Genomic DNA, 16,274 nt, shown 5'->3' on the forward strand with positions numbered 1-16,274 from the left:
TCGCTAAATCGTACGATTGCAAACCTAATTCTACCACAACATGGTTTGAAACGTGCTAATATTGCCTGTAATATCAAGTGAACCATTTATATTGCAAACCTAATTCTACCACAACACGGTTTGAAACATAGCTCCAACACCACTTAAAGCTCCAACACTTGATTGCAAATCTAATTCTACCACAACACGGTTTGAAACCCAAAAAGTGATTATATAACTGGAGCAGTTGTTGAATTGCAAACCTAATTCTATCACAACACGGTTTGATACTTATGTTTATCATTATATTTTTATAAATTAAAATGTATTTTATAATATTATTAAAATTTAATTTAAAGCTATGATTTTTTTAATTAAATAAATTATCTAATACCATATGTAATCACCATCTTTTTTATATATATTTAGAAATTCTTGAATTAATTTATAATCTTCAAAAGTATCTTGCTTTGCATATTCATCTAAAATTTCTTTCATTTTAATTAATGTTTGTAAGTCTCTTTCCATTCCTTCATATTCTGGATAAATTCCTTTTTTAAATTTTTTAATTCTTAGCTCAAAAATTCTTCTTAAAATTATATATTCATGATAACTATCATTTGTCCTATAATTGAAAATTACTCTAAAAAACCAAATCAAATTTCTTATACCAAGAATTAAGCTTATAATAAAATGAATAGGTTTTTCATAGCAATATTTATAAATTGTATCTAATATATTTTCGGTAATTTTTTTAAATTTACTTTTTGATTTTTCTATTTGTTCCCATTCTTCTAGTGTATGAATTTCTTCGTTTTCTAAATAATATGGGTCTTCTAAATAATGGTAAGGATTGAAAGGATTTATTAAACCTAGCTTAATTGTTTTATATAATTTTATAAAAAACTTTTTCATTTTTAGCCTTTTAGTTATAATATTATTTATAAAATATTTAAAAAATTATTAATTTATAAAATAAATTTAATGAAATTTAACATAATAAACTTAAATAAATTTTATTTTAATAAAAAATATAAAGTATAGCTAAGTATAAAATTTTTAAAAAAATATAAAATTATAAAATTAATTTTTTATTAAAATAATTTATTTTTATTACTATTATTTTTAGATTTGTAAAATAGCTAATAATTTTTATTTTTAAGAAAAATTTTGCGTAATATAATAAAAATTTAAAAATATTTATATATATAATAAAATTATCATATTTTTTTAATATTTTTTTATTTTTTACTTATTTATTAACTAAAACTAATGTAGAATTTTTATATTTTATTAAAGTTAAGGAGATAAAAATGAGTAATTTTAATGCAGTTGATGCACGTAGTTTTGATGGTGTAGCAAAAGGAGTTGGTTCACATTCAGCGGCCTTTTCACATTACTGTAATTTAGGTTTACTAGTAGGTAATGATAGTAATGGTAAATTAGTAAGCGAATGTGTGGTAGCTCAAGCTCGTCAATGTTTTGTAAATTTAAAAAATGTTATAGAAAAAAGTGGACATAGTATAAGTGATGCTGTTAGAGTTAGTATATTTTTAGTAGATATGAGAGATTATAAAGCTGTTGAAGCTGAATTTTTAGCGGTATTTGCAAATTGTTTGCCAACATTAAGTGTAGTAGGTGTTAAAGCTCTTCCTAATGGTGCGAAAGTTGGCGTTGATGGATTGTTAACACATGGTCTGGGAACTATTCCTAATGCACCTCAAGCTGGTGACTTAATTAAACTTACAAATAATAGTAAAAAAGCACCAGTTGCATCAAATTCAACTCAATTAGTAGCATTTTCGCATTATAGCAATGTAAGTTGTCAATTACCTATAGACCCTTCAGTTAATCGTATCGTGGCTGAGTGTGTAGGTGCTCAAGCAGCACAATGTTTTAAAAATGTTTCAGCAGCTTTAGCTGGTATTGGAGTAGGACTTGATGATGTTGTAAAAGTTACTATTTTTGTAAGAGATTTAGCTGATATGGAAGTAATTAATACAATTTATAAATGTTTCTTCCCACGCAGTGCTATTGCTAGAGCTGTTAATTATTTTCCAGCTAGAACTGTAGTTAAAGTTTCTTCTTTGCCACATAATGCAAGGGTTGCAGTAGAAGTTAGTGTAGCACATGGTGATGGAACTCCACCGCAATTAATAGAAGATCGCCATGGTATAGTAATTATTGCAAAAAATAATGCAAAAGCACCAAAATGTGCTCTATCAAGTCAAAGTGTAGCATTCTCACATTATAATCATTTAAGTGCTCAATTACCATTAAATGAAAATGGTGATGTAGTTGGAAAAGATACAGCAGCACAAGTAGCTCAAGTTTTTGCAAATATTAAAGCTATTGTAGAAAATTGCGGACACAAAATGAACGAATTAGTAAAAGTTAATGCTTATTTAGCAAATATTGAAGATGAAAGTGTATTTAATGCTGAATTTGAAAAAGTATTTGGTAATGGTGTTAAACCTGCGTTAAGACTTGTTGGTGTTGGTGAATTAGCAAAAGGCGCGAAAGTTATGGCTGATGCAATTTTATCAAATCCTGAAGGAACACCACCAGCTAAATAATTATTTTTATGCCTGAATATATCAGGCATAAAGTTTCTAAATATTATACAAATTATTATATACTTAAATTCACGGCAAGGTTTGCCAGTACAAATAAGGAAAAAATATGCTACTAATTACTTTTTAAAAAAAATTAAAATCATATCAAAGCAAGCAAAAATATATTTTTAGGATTAAATTATGAAAAAATTATTATTAACATTATTAGTAACGCTTCAGGCGTTTTCGTTTACTGTATTTTTTGATGCTGGTGGTGCACCTGGTGATTCTTATGCAACAGTTGTTAGTAATGGTGCTAAATTAGCAGCAAAAGATTTAGGGATAGAACTTAAAATTTATCATTCAGATTGGGATCCAAATAAAATGGTTGTAAATTTTCAAAGTGCATTAGCACAAAATCCTGATGGTATCGTAATTATGGGTCATCCTGGAGATAAACTTTATGCTCCACTTGTAAAAAAAGCTATTGAACAAGGTGTGGCGGTTAGTTCATTGGATACAAAATTACCTGAAATTTATAAAGAAAATTATTCAAAAGGTTTTGGCTATGTAGGAACTGATAATTATTTAGCAGGTGTTGCTATGGCTAATGAAATTTTAAGAGTTTATAAATTAAAAGAAAATGATGAGATATTTTTATGGGGATTAAAAAGTCAGCCTATTAGAGGTCTTAGAGCCCAAGCAATTACTGAAATTTTAGAAAAAGCTAAAGTAAAAATTACTTATGTAGAAATTTCGCCTGAAGTAAATAAAGACCCAAGTTTAGGACAAAATATATTCCAATCAGTTTTATTAAAAAATCCAAATATTAAATTAGCTATTATAGACCATGGTGCTTTAACAGCTGCTACTCCTAAATTTATGAAAAATTTAAAAATAGACCCGAAAGATTTAACAGTAGTTGGGTTCTCTTTAAGTCCAGCTACTATGCAAGGTATTGAAGATGGATATTTAGCACTAATAGCTGATGGACAGCCTTTTGTGCAAGGATATTTAAGTGTATGGCAAGTTTATTTTGCTAAAAAATTTGGTTTTAGTGGATTTAATATAGACACAAGTGGTGGCTTTATTACAAAAGATAATATTGATTTTATAAAACCTTTAGTAAAAGATGGAATTAGATAATTTAATTAGTCTTAAGAATGCTAGTTTTAAAATAAATAATGAATTTATTTTAAAATCTATCTCGCTTAATTTAAATAGAGGCGAGATAGTATCACTCTTAGGAGATAATGGCGCTGGAAAATCTACGCTTTTTAAATGTCTTTGTGGATTAAATAAATTTAGTGATGGTGAATATTATATAAAAAATAATTTAATTAATTTAAAAAAGTATGATTTAAATTATACGAAAAAATTAGGACTTGAATGTGTTTTTCAAGAGTATAGTCTTTGCATTGAACAGCCTATTTATAAAAATTTTTTTGCAAATCGTCATATAAGTAAATTTGGTTTTATAGATGATAAAGCTGAGCTTTTAATTTGTAAAGAAATTTTAAATAATTTTTTAGGACTTAATGGAAAAGGACTTGATTATAAAAAGGATGCAAGTCATCTTTCAGGTGGAGAAAAGCAAGGACTTTGTATAGCAAGAGCTATTTATTTTAACAATGATATTATTTTACTAGATGAACCAACTTCAGCACTCGCATTAAATGAAACTAAAAAAGTAATATCATACATACAAGAGTTAAAAGATAAACAAAAAGGTGTATTTTTAATATCTCACAATTTGCTTACTAGTTATGAAATAAGTGATAAATTTATTTTTTTAAAACACGGAAAAATAAGCTGTCAAATATATAAAAAAGATGTAAAAGATGTGTTTAGTTTATATGACTTATTTAATAGGTTTTGTTAATGATTAGTATGAAATTTAAAATTTTATTAACGCTTATATTATTTGCCATTTTAGGTATTTTTTATATTTATTCACCAAATGTATATTCTAATTATAAAATTTATTATTCTTATTTAATTAGCATTCCTATTATATTAATCCTTGCTGCTGGACTTTTTCCTTTAGTATTAGCTCGTGAATTTGATATGAGTTTTGTATCAATCGTAGCTCTTAGTTCTTTTATTTTTACATATTTAATAAATTTAGGAGTCAATGAATTTATATCTCTTTTTGCTTGTTTTTTAACTGGAATCTTATGCGCCTTACTCAATGCTTTTTTAGTGTTAAATATTAATGTAAATTCAATAATTGCAACTATAGGAACAAGCTTTTTAATAAGAGGAATAGCTACTATTTTATGTGGTGGATTATCAATTAGCTTGGATAATGATATAAAATATTTAAATTATATTTTTACATATAGATTGTTTGATGCTATCCCTATGCAAAGTATTTGGGCTGTATTAGTTTATATATTTTTATATCTACTTATTTTTAGACTTAAAATAGGTAGTGGGATTTTATTTTGTGGTGATAAAGCTTCTTTAATGATGGGGTATAAACCAAAACTTATAAAACTATCATTGTTTATAAATTCCGGTATTTTAAGCTCTCTTGCTGGGGTTATTTTAAGTCTTGAATTTTCTAATTGGTGGCCTAGTCTTGCTGATGGTTATATGTTAATAATTTTTGCAGCAATTTTTATAGGTGGGATTTCTAGCAATGGTGGCAAGGGTAGTGTTTATGGCGTTTTTATAGGTTGCATAATTATAGGAATTTTAGAATCAGGCATTGTAGCGATGGGTTATGATGCGTATTATACAAGGTTTGTTTATGGGCTTATAATTGTGCTTTGCGTGGCGTTTTACTCAATTTTAAGGAATAAATTATGAAATATTTTGTAGGAATTGATATAGGTTCAACTGCTACCAAGGTTGCTATTTTACGTGAGAATAAGAATGAAATTTTTATGTTAAAATCAATGCCTAGTGGTTATAATTCAAAAGATACTTCTTTAGATATTTTAAAATGGTTAAATGATTTAGACATAGATGAAAATAATTCTAAAATAATAGCTACAGGTTATGGCAGGATTAGTGTGCCGTATGCAAATAAAAGTATTACAGAAATCACAGCTCACGCAAAAGGCGCGGTGTTTTTAGGTGCAAGTGATGAAATAATTATTGATATAGGCGGTCAAGATACAAAGGTAATAATCTTAGAAAATAAGCGAATGGTTGATTTTATAATGAATGATAAATGTTCGGCTGGAACTGGAAAATTTATTGAAGTTATGGCTAATCGTTTAGGTCTTAGCATTGATGAATTTTTTAAAGTAGCCAAGCTTGGAACACCTATTAATATAACTTCAACTTGCACTGTTTTTGCAGAATCAGAAATTATCTCATTGATTAATAAAAATATATCAAGAAATGATTTAGCAGCAGGGGTTATTGTATCTATGGCAAATAAGGTTTTATCATTAGCTAGTAAAAAGCAATCAAGTGATAAATATTTTTTAACAGGTGGATTTAGTCAAAGTGATTTTGTTATAAAAATCTTAGAAGAAAAATTAAATGCAAAGGTTAGTACCCATGAATTTTCAAGATTTGCAGGTGCTATCGGAGCAGCTTTATCATAAAGGAGAATATATGAAAGAATTAAATAAATTACCAGATGGATTTGATAGCTTTGCTGAGGGTGTGAAAAATAAATTTATTTCACTTAAAAAATTAAAAGATGAAGGTGGTAAGGTGGTTGGGACATATTGTTCTTATGTTCCAACAGAACTAATTTATGCAGCAGGTGCGATTCCGCTTAGCTTGTGTGCTACTAGTGAAAAGCCTATTAAAGATGCAGAAAAACATTTACCTAGCAATCTTTGTCCACTTATAAAGGCTTCTTATGGGCACGCAATTACAGATACTTGTCCATTTTTTTATTATTCAGATTTTATAGTTGGTGAAACTACCTGTGATGGTAAGAAAAAAATGTTTGAATTAATGAATGATATTAAACATACTTATGTAATGCAACTACCACAAAATAACATTAAAGAAAGTTCTTTTTTATTTTTTGAAGAAGAGGTTAGAGCTTTAAAAGATGAGCTTGAAAAATTTTACAATATAAAAATTACTGATGAAATGTTAAAACAAGCTATTAAACAAGGCAATGAAGAAAGAAAAAATTTAATTGAATTTTATGAACTCTCAAGTCTAAATCCAAGTCCAATTAGTGGATTAGAACAATTTAATGTAACTGAAAGTTTTGGCTTTATGTATGATAGAGTTAAGAAAAACGAAGATTTAAAACAAAAAACAAAAGAAATTTATAAAAATTGGGAAGAAAATCTTAAAGGTAAGATAGATAATAGGCCTAGAATTTTACTTTCAGGTTGTCCTTTAGGTGGAGTAAAAGAAAAAATTATAAAAACGATTGAGGATTTAGGTGCTGTTGTAGTAGGATTTGATTCTTGTAGTGGTCTTAGAAATCAAATGACTTTAATAGATGAAAATGAAGAGCCAATTAAAGCAATTGCTAGAAAATATCTTAAAACAAATTGTTCAGTTATGAGCCCTAATTGTGGAAGACTTGATGATATTGATTATTTAATTGATAAATATAAAGCCGATGGTGTAATAGAAGTGATTTTATTAGCCTGTCATACTTTTAATATAGAAAGTCATAATGTAGCGAAATTTTGTAAAAGCAAAAATACGCCTTATTTACATATAGAATCAGATTATTCTATGCAAGATAAAGGTCAAATTTTAACGAGAATTGAAGCGTTTTTAGAACTTTTAAAAGAAAGTAAGAATGATTAAATATTTTGATAATGCAGCTACAAGTTTTAAAAAACCAAAATGTGTTGAAAAAGCCGTTTTAAACGCACTTAGAAGTTATACAAATCCATCTAGAGGGCTTTATGATACGGCTTTAAATTCCGCTAGATTAATACTTGAAACAAGAGAGCTTGTAGCTGATTTTTTTAATGCTAATGATTTAAAAGGTGTTGTATTTACTAAAAATATTACCGAAGCATTAAATTTGCTTATAATAAATTTATTAAAACCAAATGATTTAGTAATTACTTCAAACGCCGAACACAACGCTATTTTAAGACCACTTTATCAAAAAAATGGTATTAAGATAAAGTTTTTACCGCTAGATGAAAATGGTAATATTGATTTTTCACATTTAGATAAAAATGCAAGGCTTTTAATCATCTCTCATGCATCAAATGTCAGTGGCAATGGCGTTGATTTAGAAAAAATTGCAAGTTGGTGTAAGGAATTTGGTGTTTTATTAGCTATTGATTCAGCACAAAGTGCAGGAGAGCTTAAAATTAATGCAAAAGATATTGATTTTTTGTGTTTTACAGGGCATAAATCACTACTTGCACCGACTGGAATTGGCGGGATTATTTTTAAAGATATTGATACGGATATTAATTTTTTTAGTGGTGGCACTGGATTTGATACGATAAGTCATTTTATGCCAAAATATTTACCTGAAAGGCTTGAAGCAGGAACTTTAAATTTACTTGGTATTGCAGGGCTTAATGCAAGTTTAAAGTATATAAAAGAAAAAGGTCAAGCTAATCTTTATAACAAAAGTATGAAACTTGCTAAAGCTTTTTTTGATGGGATTTATGATATTAGAGGTGTTAAAATTTATGGAGATTTAGACGAGTTTAAAAGCGGTGATTTTAAGCTAAAAGTCCCGATTATAAGTCTTAATATAAAAGACTTTAATTCTAGTAAAGTTGCTAAAATTTTATATGATAAATACGGCATTTGCACAAGAGCAGGGCTTCATTGCTCACCTCTTATTCACGAACATTTTAAGACAATTAATCAAGGTATGGTTAGGTTTAGTTTTTCTCATTTTAACTCTTTAAAAGATATAAATTACGCTATAAAAGCGATAAAGGATTTAATATGAAATTACTTACAGTATTTGCTACTACTAGTGATGTTTTATTAGCAGAAAAGGTTGGAGCAAATTTAGGTGGGGAAGTTGTAGCTTTACCTGAAGAGCTAGAAGCTGGTTGTGGAATGGCTTATTTAGTAGAAATTGAAAGCATTGAAAAATTAAAAGATTTTTTTATACTTCACAATATTAGATTTGAAAATATATATCAAATAAAAAATGATAATATATTATTGAATTAATTTTTTTTACTGTATAAAAATTAATCTATTTAAAGTATAAATTATTATTAAAAATACACAAATTATTTACTAAATTTAGACAATATCATTTTTTTCTAAATTTTAGGAGTTATATATGAAAGAAAAAATATTTATCATTATTTTAGCATTTTTAAGTGCTATTGCACCACTTGCAACTGATATGTATTTACCAGCTTTAAGTGCAGTGCAACAAAGTTTTAATACAAGTGAATTTTATACGCAACTTAGTATAGCAAGTTTTTTTATTGCATTTGCATTTGGTCAATTAATTTATGGACCTTTAAGCGATGTTTATGGTAGAAAATTACCGATAATAGCTGGAATGCTTATTTTTATAATTTCTAGTTTTTTATGTTTTTTAGTTGATAATATCTATACTTTTATAGCTTTAAGATTTTTGCAAGCATTCGGTGGCTGTGCTGGTGTTGTGATTGCTAGAGCTATTGTAAGTGATTGTTTTGATAAGCAAAAGGCTATTGAAGTATTTTCTCTTATGATGATTTGTTCTAGTGTCGCACCTATGATTTCACCTAGTATAGGTGGAATGCTGTTAAAATATTTTTCATGGCAAAGTATTTTTGTAACATTATTTATTGTAGGAATAGTTTTATTATTGTTATGTATTTTTTATATTAAAGAAAGTAATAATGATAGAATTAAATTTTCATTTTTTAATATTTATCAAGCATACAAAGTTACAATGAGTAGAGCTGGATTTTTAGTATATGTAGTTTGCTCTAGTCTTGTTATGAGTTCAATGTTTGCATATATTGCAGGGTCTAGTTTTGTTTTTGTAGATGTTTTTGGAGTAAGTTCTCAAACTTATGCTTTAATTTTTGGCGCAAATTCTTTAGGATTTATGATTGCTGCTAGATTAAATATATATTTTACAAATAAATTTGGTGTTGATAAAATTGTATTCATGGGTTTTGTGATTATGCTTATAAATTCTATTTTATTAATAATTTTTTCAAATAATTTTTATACTTTTACAGCATTTTTATTTTTTACATTATGTATGTTGGGTTTTATAACCCCAAATTTGGTTACTAAAGCTATGGGAAAAGCAAAACAATATTCAGGTAGTGCTTCGGCTGTTTTAGGTAGTTTTCAATTTATTTTTGCAGGATTTGCAACGTTTTTAGTCGGATTTATGGATGCTAATACTAGTTTTAAATTAGCTTGTATTATTAGTGGTTTTTGTGTTTTTGCAAGTTTAACATATATAATTAGGACTAATATTGTTAAAATGATAAAAAAATAATAAAATAAGCAAAAAAGGAAATTTTATGCGTAGAATAGATTATAAAAGAATAGTTATTAAAATAGGGACTACTTCATTAACTTATGCAAATGGTAAAATAAATTTAAGAGCTATTGAAAATTTGGCATGGGTTTTATGTGATTTGAAAAATCAAGGAAAAGAAATTATTTTAGTTTCATCAGGTGCAATAGCTGTTGGAACTGAAAGATTAGCTTTAGAAAAACGTCCAAGGGATATAGTTGGAAAACAAGTTGCATCAGCTGTAGGGCAGGGGGTTTTAATGCAAATTTATGAAAGTTTTTTTTCAAAATATAATCAAATTATTGCACAAATTTTATTAACCCGTGATGTTTTTGAAAATGAAATAATGTTAAAAAACGCACAAAATTCGGTGCTAAAATTAATACAAATGGGCGTTATTCCTATAGTAAATGAAAATGATACTGTAGCAACTGATGAGCTTCAAGGCTTTAGTGATAACGACACTTTATCAGCTTATGTGAGCAATCTTGTAGATGCTGATTTATTGATTTTATTGAGTGATATTGATGCTATGTATGATAAGGACCCAAATAAATTTAGCGATGCTAAAAAGATTAGTGAAATTTATGTTATTGATGATGAGGTGTTAAGTAGTGCTAGTGGTTCAAATTCAGCCCTTGGTACAGGTGGAATGATTACTAAGGTAAATTCTGCAAAAATGGTAAATGGCAATGGAATTGATATGATTATTACAAGTGGTAAGGATTTTGGGGTTTTATTTGATATAGTTCAAGGTAAGGAAATAGGTACACTTTTTAAAGGTAGCAAAAATGCTTGAAGAAATTTGTAAAAATTCAAAAAAAGCTAGTTTAGAATTAGCTAAGTTAGATTCAAAAAATAAAAATGAAATTTTATTTGAAGCTGCTAAAAATTTAAAAGACAATATGGAATATATCTTAAATGAAAATTTAAAAGATATTAAATATGCTAAGGAAATAGGATTAAAAGATAGTTTAATAGATAGATTAAAATTAGATGAAAAAAGAATCAATTCTATGGTATTAGGTATACAAAAAATAGCTTATATACCTGATCCATTAAATGAATATATAGAGCAAAAAATATTGGAAAATGGTTTAATTATAGGAAAAAAAAGAGTTCCTATGGGGGTAATAGGTATAATTTATGAAGCTCGTCCAAATGTTACAAGCGATGCCTTTGCTATGTGTATTAAAGCTGGTAGTTCGGTTATTTTAAAAGGTGGTAAGGAAGCCTTAAATTCAAATAAAGCTATAGTAAAAATACTAAGAGAAAGTATAGTAAGATTAGGTTTTAATGAGAATTTTGTAAATTTAATTACTGATTCTAGTCGTGATACTACAAATCAATTTATGAGAATGAACAAATATGTTAATTTATTAATTCCTAGAGGAGGGGCTAGTTTAATAAATGCTGTTGTCAATAATTCTAGCATTCCTGTTATTGAAACTGGTGTTGGAAATTGTCATATTTATGTTGATGAAAGTGCTAATATAATAAAGGCTATTGATATTATTAAAAATGCTAAAATGCAACGCCCATCAGTATGTAATGCATTAGAAACGCTAATTTTACATAAAAGTATTATTGATAAAATTATGCCAGAATTAATAAAATTAAATATAGATTTAAGGTGTGATGAGTATATAAAATCAATATATCCTATAGTAAATTTAGCCAAAGATGAAGATTTTGAAAATGAATTTTTAGATTATATTTTAGCCATAAAGAGCGTAAATAATTTTGATGAAGCAATATTACACATACAAAAATATTCTACAGGCCACTCAGATGGTATAATCACACAAAATTATTCTAATGCTAATAAATTTTGTGATTTAATTGATAGTGCTGTAGTTTATGTTAATGCAAGCACTCGTTTTAGCGATGGAGAATGTTTTGGGCTAGGTGCTGAAATAGGTATTAGCACACAAAAATTACATGCTAGAGGTCCTATGGGGCTTAAAGAGATTACATCTTATAAATATATAGTTTTAGGAGATGGACAAATTAGAGATTAAAGTCAATACTTTAATCTTTTATTAATGAATAAAATTCTTTTCTAGTTCTTTCATCACTTAAAAATATACCTTTAAGTGAGCTGGTTATTGTTTTTGAATTTACTTTTTGAATACCACGCATTTGCATACACATGTGTTGTGCTTCAATTGTTACAGCTACACCTTTAGGTTTTAGCGTATCAAATAATGCTTGGCTTATTTGTTCGCATAATTGTTCTTGAATTTGTAATCTTCTTGCAAAAACTTCTACAAGCCTAGGTAGTTTTGAAAGCCCTACAACTTTACCATTTGGAATATATGCTATATGAACTTTTCCAAAAAAAGGTAATAAATGATGTTCACATAAACTATAAAAATCAATGTCTTTTACTAAAACCATCTCATTGTTATCAGTATTAAATATTGCTTTTTTTAAAATATCTTCAGGTTTTTGCTTATATCCACTACATAAAAATTCATATGATTTTTCTACTCTTTCAGGCGTTTTTAATAAGCCTTCTCGATTTGGATTTTCGCCAATTTGTATTAATAAATTTTTAATTAATTCTCTCATTCTTTATCCTATATTTTGCCAATGATTAATTTTTTTAGCTAGAATTGTGGGAAATATTTTACAAAAGGTAGTTTAATGAAACTTATAGTATCAAAAATTGATGAAATTAATTATTCAGTTGTTGGAGAAATTGAGAAAAATTTATTAGAAGAAAAAATTAATAAATTAGCTCTTAAAGCTAGTAAAAGCGTAAAAGTTGATGGTTTTAGACAAGGTAAAGTGCCTGTAAATGTTGTATTAGCAAGATATAAAGAAAGTTTAACAAGAGATGCAGAACAAGAAATTATAAATGAATCTTTTACTCAAGCTGTTAAAGAGAGTGGTAAAGATGAAAAAGGTTTAATAGGTGAACCTATGTTTAATAAATTTGATAGAAAAGGCGATTCAATAGAATTTGATTTTACTATGTCCTTTAGACCTGAAATTAAACTTGATGGTTATGAATCTTTAATTCCTGAAGTAAAAATAGAAGAGATAAAAGAAAAAGATATTAAAGCTAGAAAAGAAGCTATGCTTAAGCAATTTGCTCCATTAGAAAAAACTAAAAAACAAATCTTAAAAAAAGGTGATTATGCCAAGTTTGATTTCGAAGGATTTGTTGATGGTGTTGCTTTTGAAGGTGGTAAAGCAGAAAATTATATGCTAGAGATTGGAAGTGGTCAATTTATACCAGGATTTGAAGATGGTATGATAGAGCTTAAAGTTGGCGAAGAAAAAGATATAGAAGTAACTTTTCCTGAAAATTATCAAGCAGCTCATTTAGCAGGTAAAAAAGCAGTATTTAAAGTAAAATTACATGAAATTCACGCAAGAAAATTACCTGAAATTGATGAAGAAATGCTTAAAAAATTACTTCCTGGTGTAGAAAACCCAACCGAAGCAATTTTAGATGAAAAAATAAAAGAACAATTAGAAACAGAAGCTAAAATTAAATTAGTAGATGAGAAATTAAAACAAGAATTCGTAGAGAAATTGTTAGATAAATATGATTTTGTTGTTCCTTTAAATATTTTAGAGCAAGAAACAAATTTACAATTTAATCAAGCAACTAGAAGTTATACTAAGGAAGAATTTGAAGAGTTAAAAGATAGTCAAAAATTAGAATCAAAAAGAAATGAATTTAAGGCTGATGCTTTAAAAAGTGTAAAATTAACATTTATTGTTGATGAATTAGCTAAACTAAGAAATATTACTGTAAGTGATCAAGAAGTAGGTCAAGCTATTTATTTTGAAGCTTTAAGATACGGAATGGATCCTAAAAGGTTAATAGAAAATTACACAAAAAATGGTGCTTTACCAGCTGTTAGAATGAGTTTAATAGAAGAAAAATTATTTACAAATATTTTTTTAGGAAAAGATAAATGAGCTACATACCTTATGTAGTAGAAAAAACCAGCAAAGGCGAGAGAAGTTATGATATTTATTCTCGCTTGCTGAAAGATAGAATTATTCTTTTAAGTGGTGAAATAAATGATGATGTTGCATCTAGTATTGTAGCACAACTGTTATTTTTAGAAGCTCAAGATTCTACTAAAGATATTTATTTATATATAAACAGCCCTGGTGGTGTTGTAACTAGTGGGTTTAGTATATTTGATACTATGAATTATATTAAACCAGATGTTAGCACAATTTGTATAGGACAAGCTGCTTCAATGGGAGCGTTTTTACTTAGCTCAGGAGCTAAAGGTAAAAGGTTTGCTCTTCCAAATGCTAGAATTATGATACATCAACCTTTGGGTGGTGCAAGAGGTCAAGCTACTGATATTGAAATTCAAGCAAGAGAAATTTTAAAGCTTAAAGCTACATTAAATAAGATATTAGCTAAGAATACTGGAAATAAGATTTCTAAGATTGAAAAGGATACAGAAAGAGATTATTTTATGAGTTCAGAAGAAGCTTTATCTTATGGCTTAATTGATAAAATTTTAGAGAAGAGCTTTAAATAAATTAAGTGAGGAATAGTTTAAATTAAACTAAAGCAAGATTTTATTCTTACTTTAGTTTATCTAGCATATTGTTGAAATTTTCTACTAGCTCTTTATTTGCAGGTTTTATTTTTGAACCTAATATTATAAATATGACCGATACAGCAAAGCCAGGTATTATTGAGTAGATATTCCAAAAACCACCTAACTCATTCTTAGAAGTGTCTAATATTATATGTATATTTTCCCAAATTATAACAGTTATTGCACCAAAACTCATACCTAGTATAGCGCCTAATTTGCTTATATTTTTACAAAATAAAGACATTATAATTACGCTACCAAATGAAGCTCCAAAACCTGCCCAAGCATAACTTACTATTTGTAGTATGCTAGAATTTTTATTTGTTGATATTAAAAAAGCTACTAATGAAACTAATAAAACACTTATTCTAGATAGAATAATAACGGTTTTAGGGTGAGCGTCATGTTTAAATATTTTTCTATAAAAATCTTCAGCTAATGTAGAACTTGATACTAATAATTGAGAACTTGCTGTACTCATAATTGCAGCTAATATGGCACTTAATAATATCCCACTAACCCAAGGATTAAATAGAATTTGACTCATTGCAATAAAAATTCTTTCAGGATCATTTAAATTTACCTTTGATATATGTAAATATGCAATTCCTAAAAATCCCATCATAATTGCCCCAAATAAGCTAACTACCATCCAAGAAATTCCTATAAATGTTGCAGTAGGTATATCTTTTGTATTTTTTATAGACATAAATCTAACTAGAATATGAGGTTGTCCAAAATATCCTAGCCCCCATGCTAATGATGATATTATTCCAATTATCGTAAGTCCTTCGCTCATAGATAAAAAATTTATATTATTTTCACTAATTATTGATATTGTATCAAATGCTTTTGTAATTCCACCTATTTCATTAAGCATTACACTTGGTGTTATTATTAAAGCTAACATCATTAGAATTCCTTGTATTAAGTCAGTCCAACAAACAGCTTTGTATCCTCCTAAAAATGTATAAAAAACTATAAGAGATGTTCCTATTAATAGAGCATAGTTATATTTTATTGAAAATAGACTTTCAAATAGTTTAGCTCCTGCTACTAATCCACTTGATATATATACTGTAAAAAATACTAATATTACTATTGCACAAATAATTCGTAATATATGGGATTTGTCATTAAATCTAGTTTCAAAATAATCAGGTATAGTTATACAATTACTTTCTATTTCAGTATAAATTCTTAGTCTTTTGGCAACAAATATCCAGTTTAATAATGCTCCTACACTAAGTCCTATCGCTATATATGTTTGTCCTAGACCATATGTTAATACAGCACCAGGCAAACCCATGAGTAACCATCCACTCATATCAGAAGCACCAGCACTCAATGCTGATACAGCAGGTCCCATACCTTTATTGCCTATAAAATAATCTTCAGCTGTTTTATTTTTATGCCAGAAATAAAATCCTATTCCTATCATTAATAAACTATAAAGTATAAAATCTATAGCTATAGGATAAGTAAATTCTATTGTTTCAAAATTATTCATAATTCCCCTTTTTTTGAAAAATGTTTATTGTATAATAAAGTTAGTTATATTTTAATGAATTAATAAAACAGATTTTAAAGTATATTAAAAGTTTATAATTATATTTAATTAAATTATAAAACTTTTACCAGTTTTTACAAAAATTTCAAAGAAATTCACAAATGATATTATAAATTTAAGTTTTAATTAAGTTTAAAAACATATAATTCAGGTTTTCATTTGCATTTACACTCAAATATAAG

General features: G+C 27.3%; 16 protein-coding genes. 13 read left to right on the forward strand and 3 right to left on the reverse strand.

Going from position 1 to position 16,274, the window contains the following annotated elements:
- Positions 1 to 366: 366 nt before the first annotated feature.
- Positions 367 to 894 carry a hypothetical protein gene (locus NY022_RS09245; RefSeq protein WP_267525536.1) on the reverse strand — a complete coding sequence of 176 codons (528 nt, stop codon included), beginning with the start codon at positions 892 to 894 and terminating at the stop codon, positions 367 to 369.
- Positions 895 to 1,292: 398 nt separating this feature from the next.
- On the opposite strand from NY022_RS09245, the gene NY022_RS09250 reads away from it, so the two are divergent.
- The 11 genes from NY022_RS09250 (at position 1,293) to NY022_RS09300 (ending at position 11,957) form a co-directional block, all read left to right on the forward strand.
- Positions 1,293 to 2,555 (forward strand): RidA family protein, encoded by a 1,263-nt coding sequence (locus NY022_RS09250; protein ID WP_267525538.1) that lies wholly within the window; start codon positions 1,293 to 1,295, stop codon positions 2,553 to 2,555.
- A 180-nt stretch (positions 2,556 to 2,735) separates the two neighbouring features.
- Positions 2,736 to 3,680 carry a substrate-binding domain-containing protein gene (locus tag NY022_RS09255; protein WP_267525539.1) on the forward strand — a complete coding sequence of 315 codons (945 nt, stop codon included), beginning with the start codon at positions 2,736 to 2,738 and terminating at the stop codon, positions 3,678 to 3,680.
- Positions 3,667 to 4,416 (forward strand): ATP-binding cassette domain-containing protein, encoded by a 750-nt coding sequence (locus tag NY022_RS09260; protein WP_267525542.1) that lies wholly within the window; start codon positions 3,667 to 3,669, stop codon positions 4,414 to 4,416. The genes NY022_RS09255 and NY022_RS09260 overlap by 14 nt, the downstream gene beginning before the upstream one ends.
- Before the next feature lie 8 nt (positions 4,417 to 4,424).
- Positions 4,425 to 5,348 (forward strand): ABC transporter permease, encoded by a 924-nt coding sequence (locus NY022_RS09265; protein ID WP_267525544.1) that lies wholly within the window; start codon positions 4,425 to 4,427, stop codon positions 5,346 to 5,348.
- Positions 5,345 to 6,097 (forward strand): acyl-CoA dehydratase activase, encoded by a 753-nt coding sequence (locus NY022_RS09270; protein WP_267525546.1) that lies wholly within the window; start codon positions 5,345 to 5,347, stop codon positions 6,095 to 6,097. Before NY022_RS09265 ends, NY022_RS09270 begins: the two co-directional genes overlap by 4 nt.
- Before the next feature lie 10 nt (positions 6,098 to 6,107).
- Positions 6,108 to 7,280, forward strand: coding sequence for a double-cubane-cluster-containing anaerobic reductase (locus tag NY022_RS09275; protein ID WP_267525548.1), 1,173 nt, complete (start codon positions 6,108 to 6,110; stop codon positions 7,278 to 7,280).
- Positions 7,273 to 8,400, forward strand: coding sequence for an aminotransferase class V-fold PLP-dependent enzyme (locus NY022_RS09280; RefSeq protein WP_267525550.1), 1,128 nt, complete (start codon positions 7,273 to 7,275; stop codon positions 8,398 to 8,400). The genes NY022_RS09275 and NY022_RS09280 overlap by 8 nt, the downstream gene beginning before the upstream one ends.
- On the forward strand, positions 8,397 to 8,630 hold the full coding sequence (locus tag NY022_RS09285; protein WP_267525552.1) for a DUF3343 domain-containing protein: 234 nt from the start codon (positions 8,397 to 8,399) through the stop codon (positions 8,628 to 8,630). Before NY022_RS09280 ends, NY022_RS09285 begins: the two co-directional genes overlap by 4 nt.
- Before the next feature lie 115 nt (positions 8,631 to 8,745).
- Entirely contained in the window at positions 8,746 to 9,915 is a 1,170-nt protein-coding gene (locus NY022_RS09290; protein WP_267525554.1) for a multidrug effflux MFS transporter, read from the forward strand.
- A 25-nt stretch (positions 9,916 to 9,940) separates the two neighbouring features.
- Positions 9,941 to 10,735 carry a glutamate 5-kinase gene (proB, locus tag NY022_RS09295; protein ID WP_267525557.1) on the forward strand — a complete coding sequence of 265 codons (795 nt, stop codon included), beginning with the start codon at positions 9,941 to 9,943 and terminating at the stop codon, positions 10,733 to 10,735.
- A complete protein-coding gene (locus NY022_RS09300; RefSeq protein ID WP_267525558.1) occupies positions 10,728 to 11,957 on the forward strand; it encodes a glutamate-5-semialdehyde dehydrogenase in 1,230 nt (409 codons plus the stop codon). Before proB ends, NY022_RS09300 begins: the two co-directional genes overlap by 8 nt.
- Before the next feature lie 10 nt (positions 11,958 to 11,967).
- Here NY022_RS09300 and folE read toward each other — a convergent pair whose 3' ends face one another.
- Positions 11,968 to 12,510, reverse strand: a complete 543-nt coding sequence (gene folE / locus NY022_RS09305) for a GTP cyclohydrolase I FolE (protein ID WP_267525560.1) — start codon at positions 12,508 to 12,510, stop codon at positions 11,968 to 11,970.
- A gap of 75 nt (positions 12,511 to 12,585) precedes the next feature.
- Between folE and tig the strand changes: the two genes are divergently transcribed.
- Complete coding sequence (gene tig / locus NY022_RS09310; protein WP_267525562.1) at positions 12,586 to 13,875, forward strand: trigger factor; 1,290 nt, start codon at positions 12,586 to 12,588, stop codon at positions 13,873 to 13,875.
- A complete protein-coding gene (gene clpP, locus NY022_RS09315) occupies positions 13,872 to 14,459 on the forward strand; it encodes an ATP-dependent Clp endopeptidase proteolytic subunit ClpP (RefSeq protein ID WP_267525565.1) in 588 nt (195 codons plus the stop codon). The genes tig and clpP overlap by 4 nt, the downstream gene beginning before the upstream one ends.
- 46 nt (positions 14,460 to 14,505) lie before the next feature.
- On the opposite strand, the gene putP is transcribed toward clpP, so the two are convergent.
- A complete protein-coding gene (gene putP, locus NY022_RS09320) occupies positions 14,506 to 16,032 on the reverse strand; it encodes a sodium/proline symporter PutP (protein ID WP_267525566.1) in 1,527 nt (508 codons plus the stop codon).
- Positions 16,033 to 16,274 lie beyond the last annotated feature (242 nt).

This window comes from Campylobacter sp. MG1 (assembly GCF_026616895.1).
Lineage (GTDB): Bacteria > Campylobacterota > Campylobacteria > Campylobacterales > Campylobacteraceae > Campylobacter_E.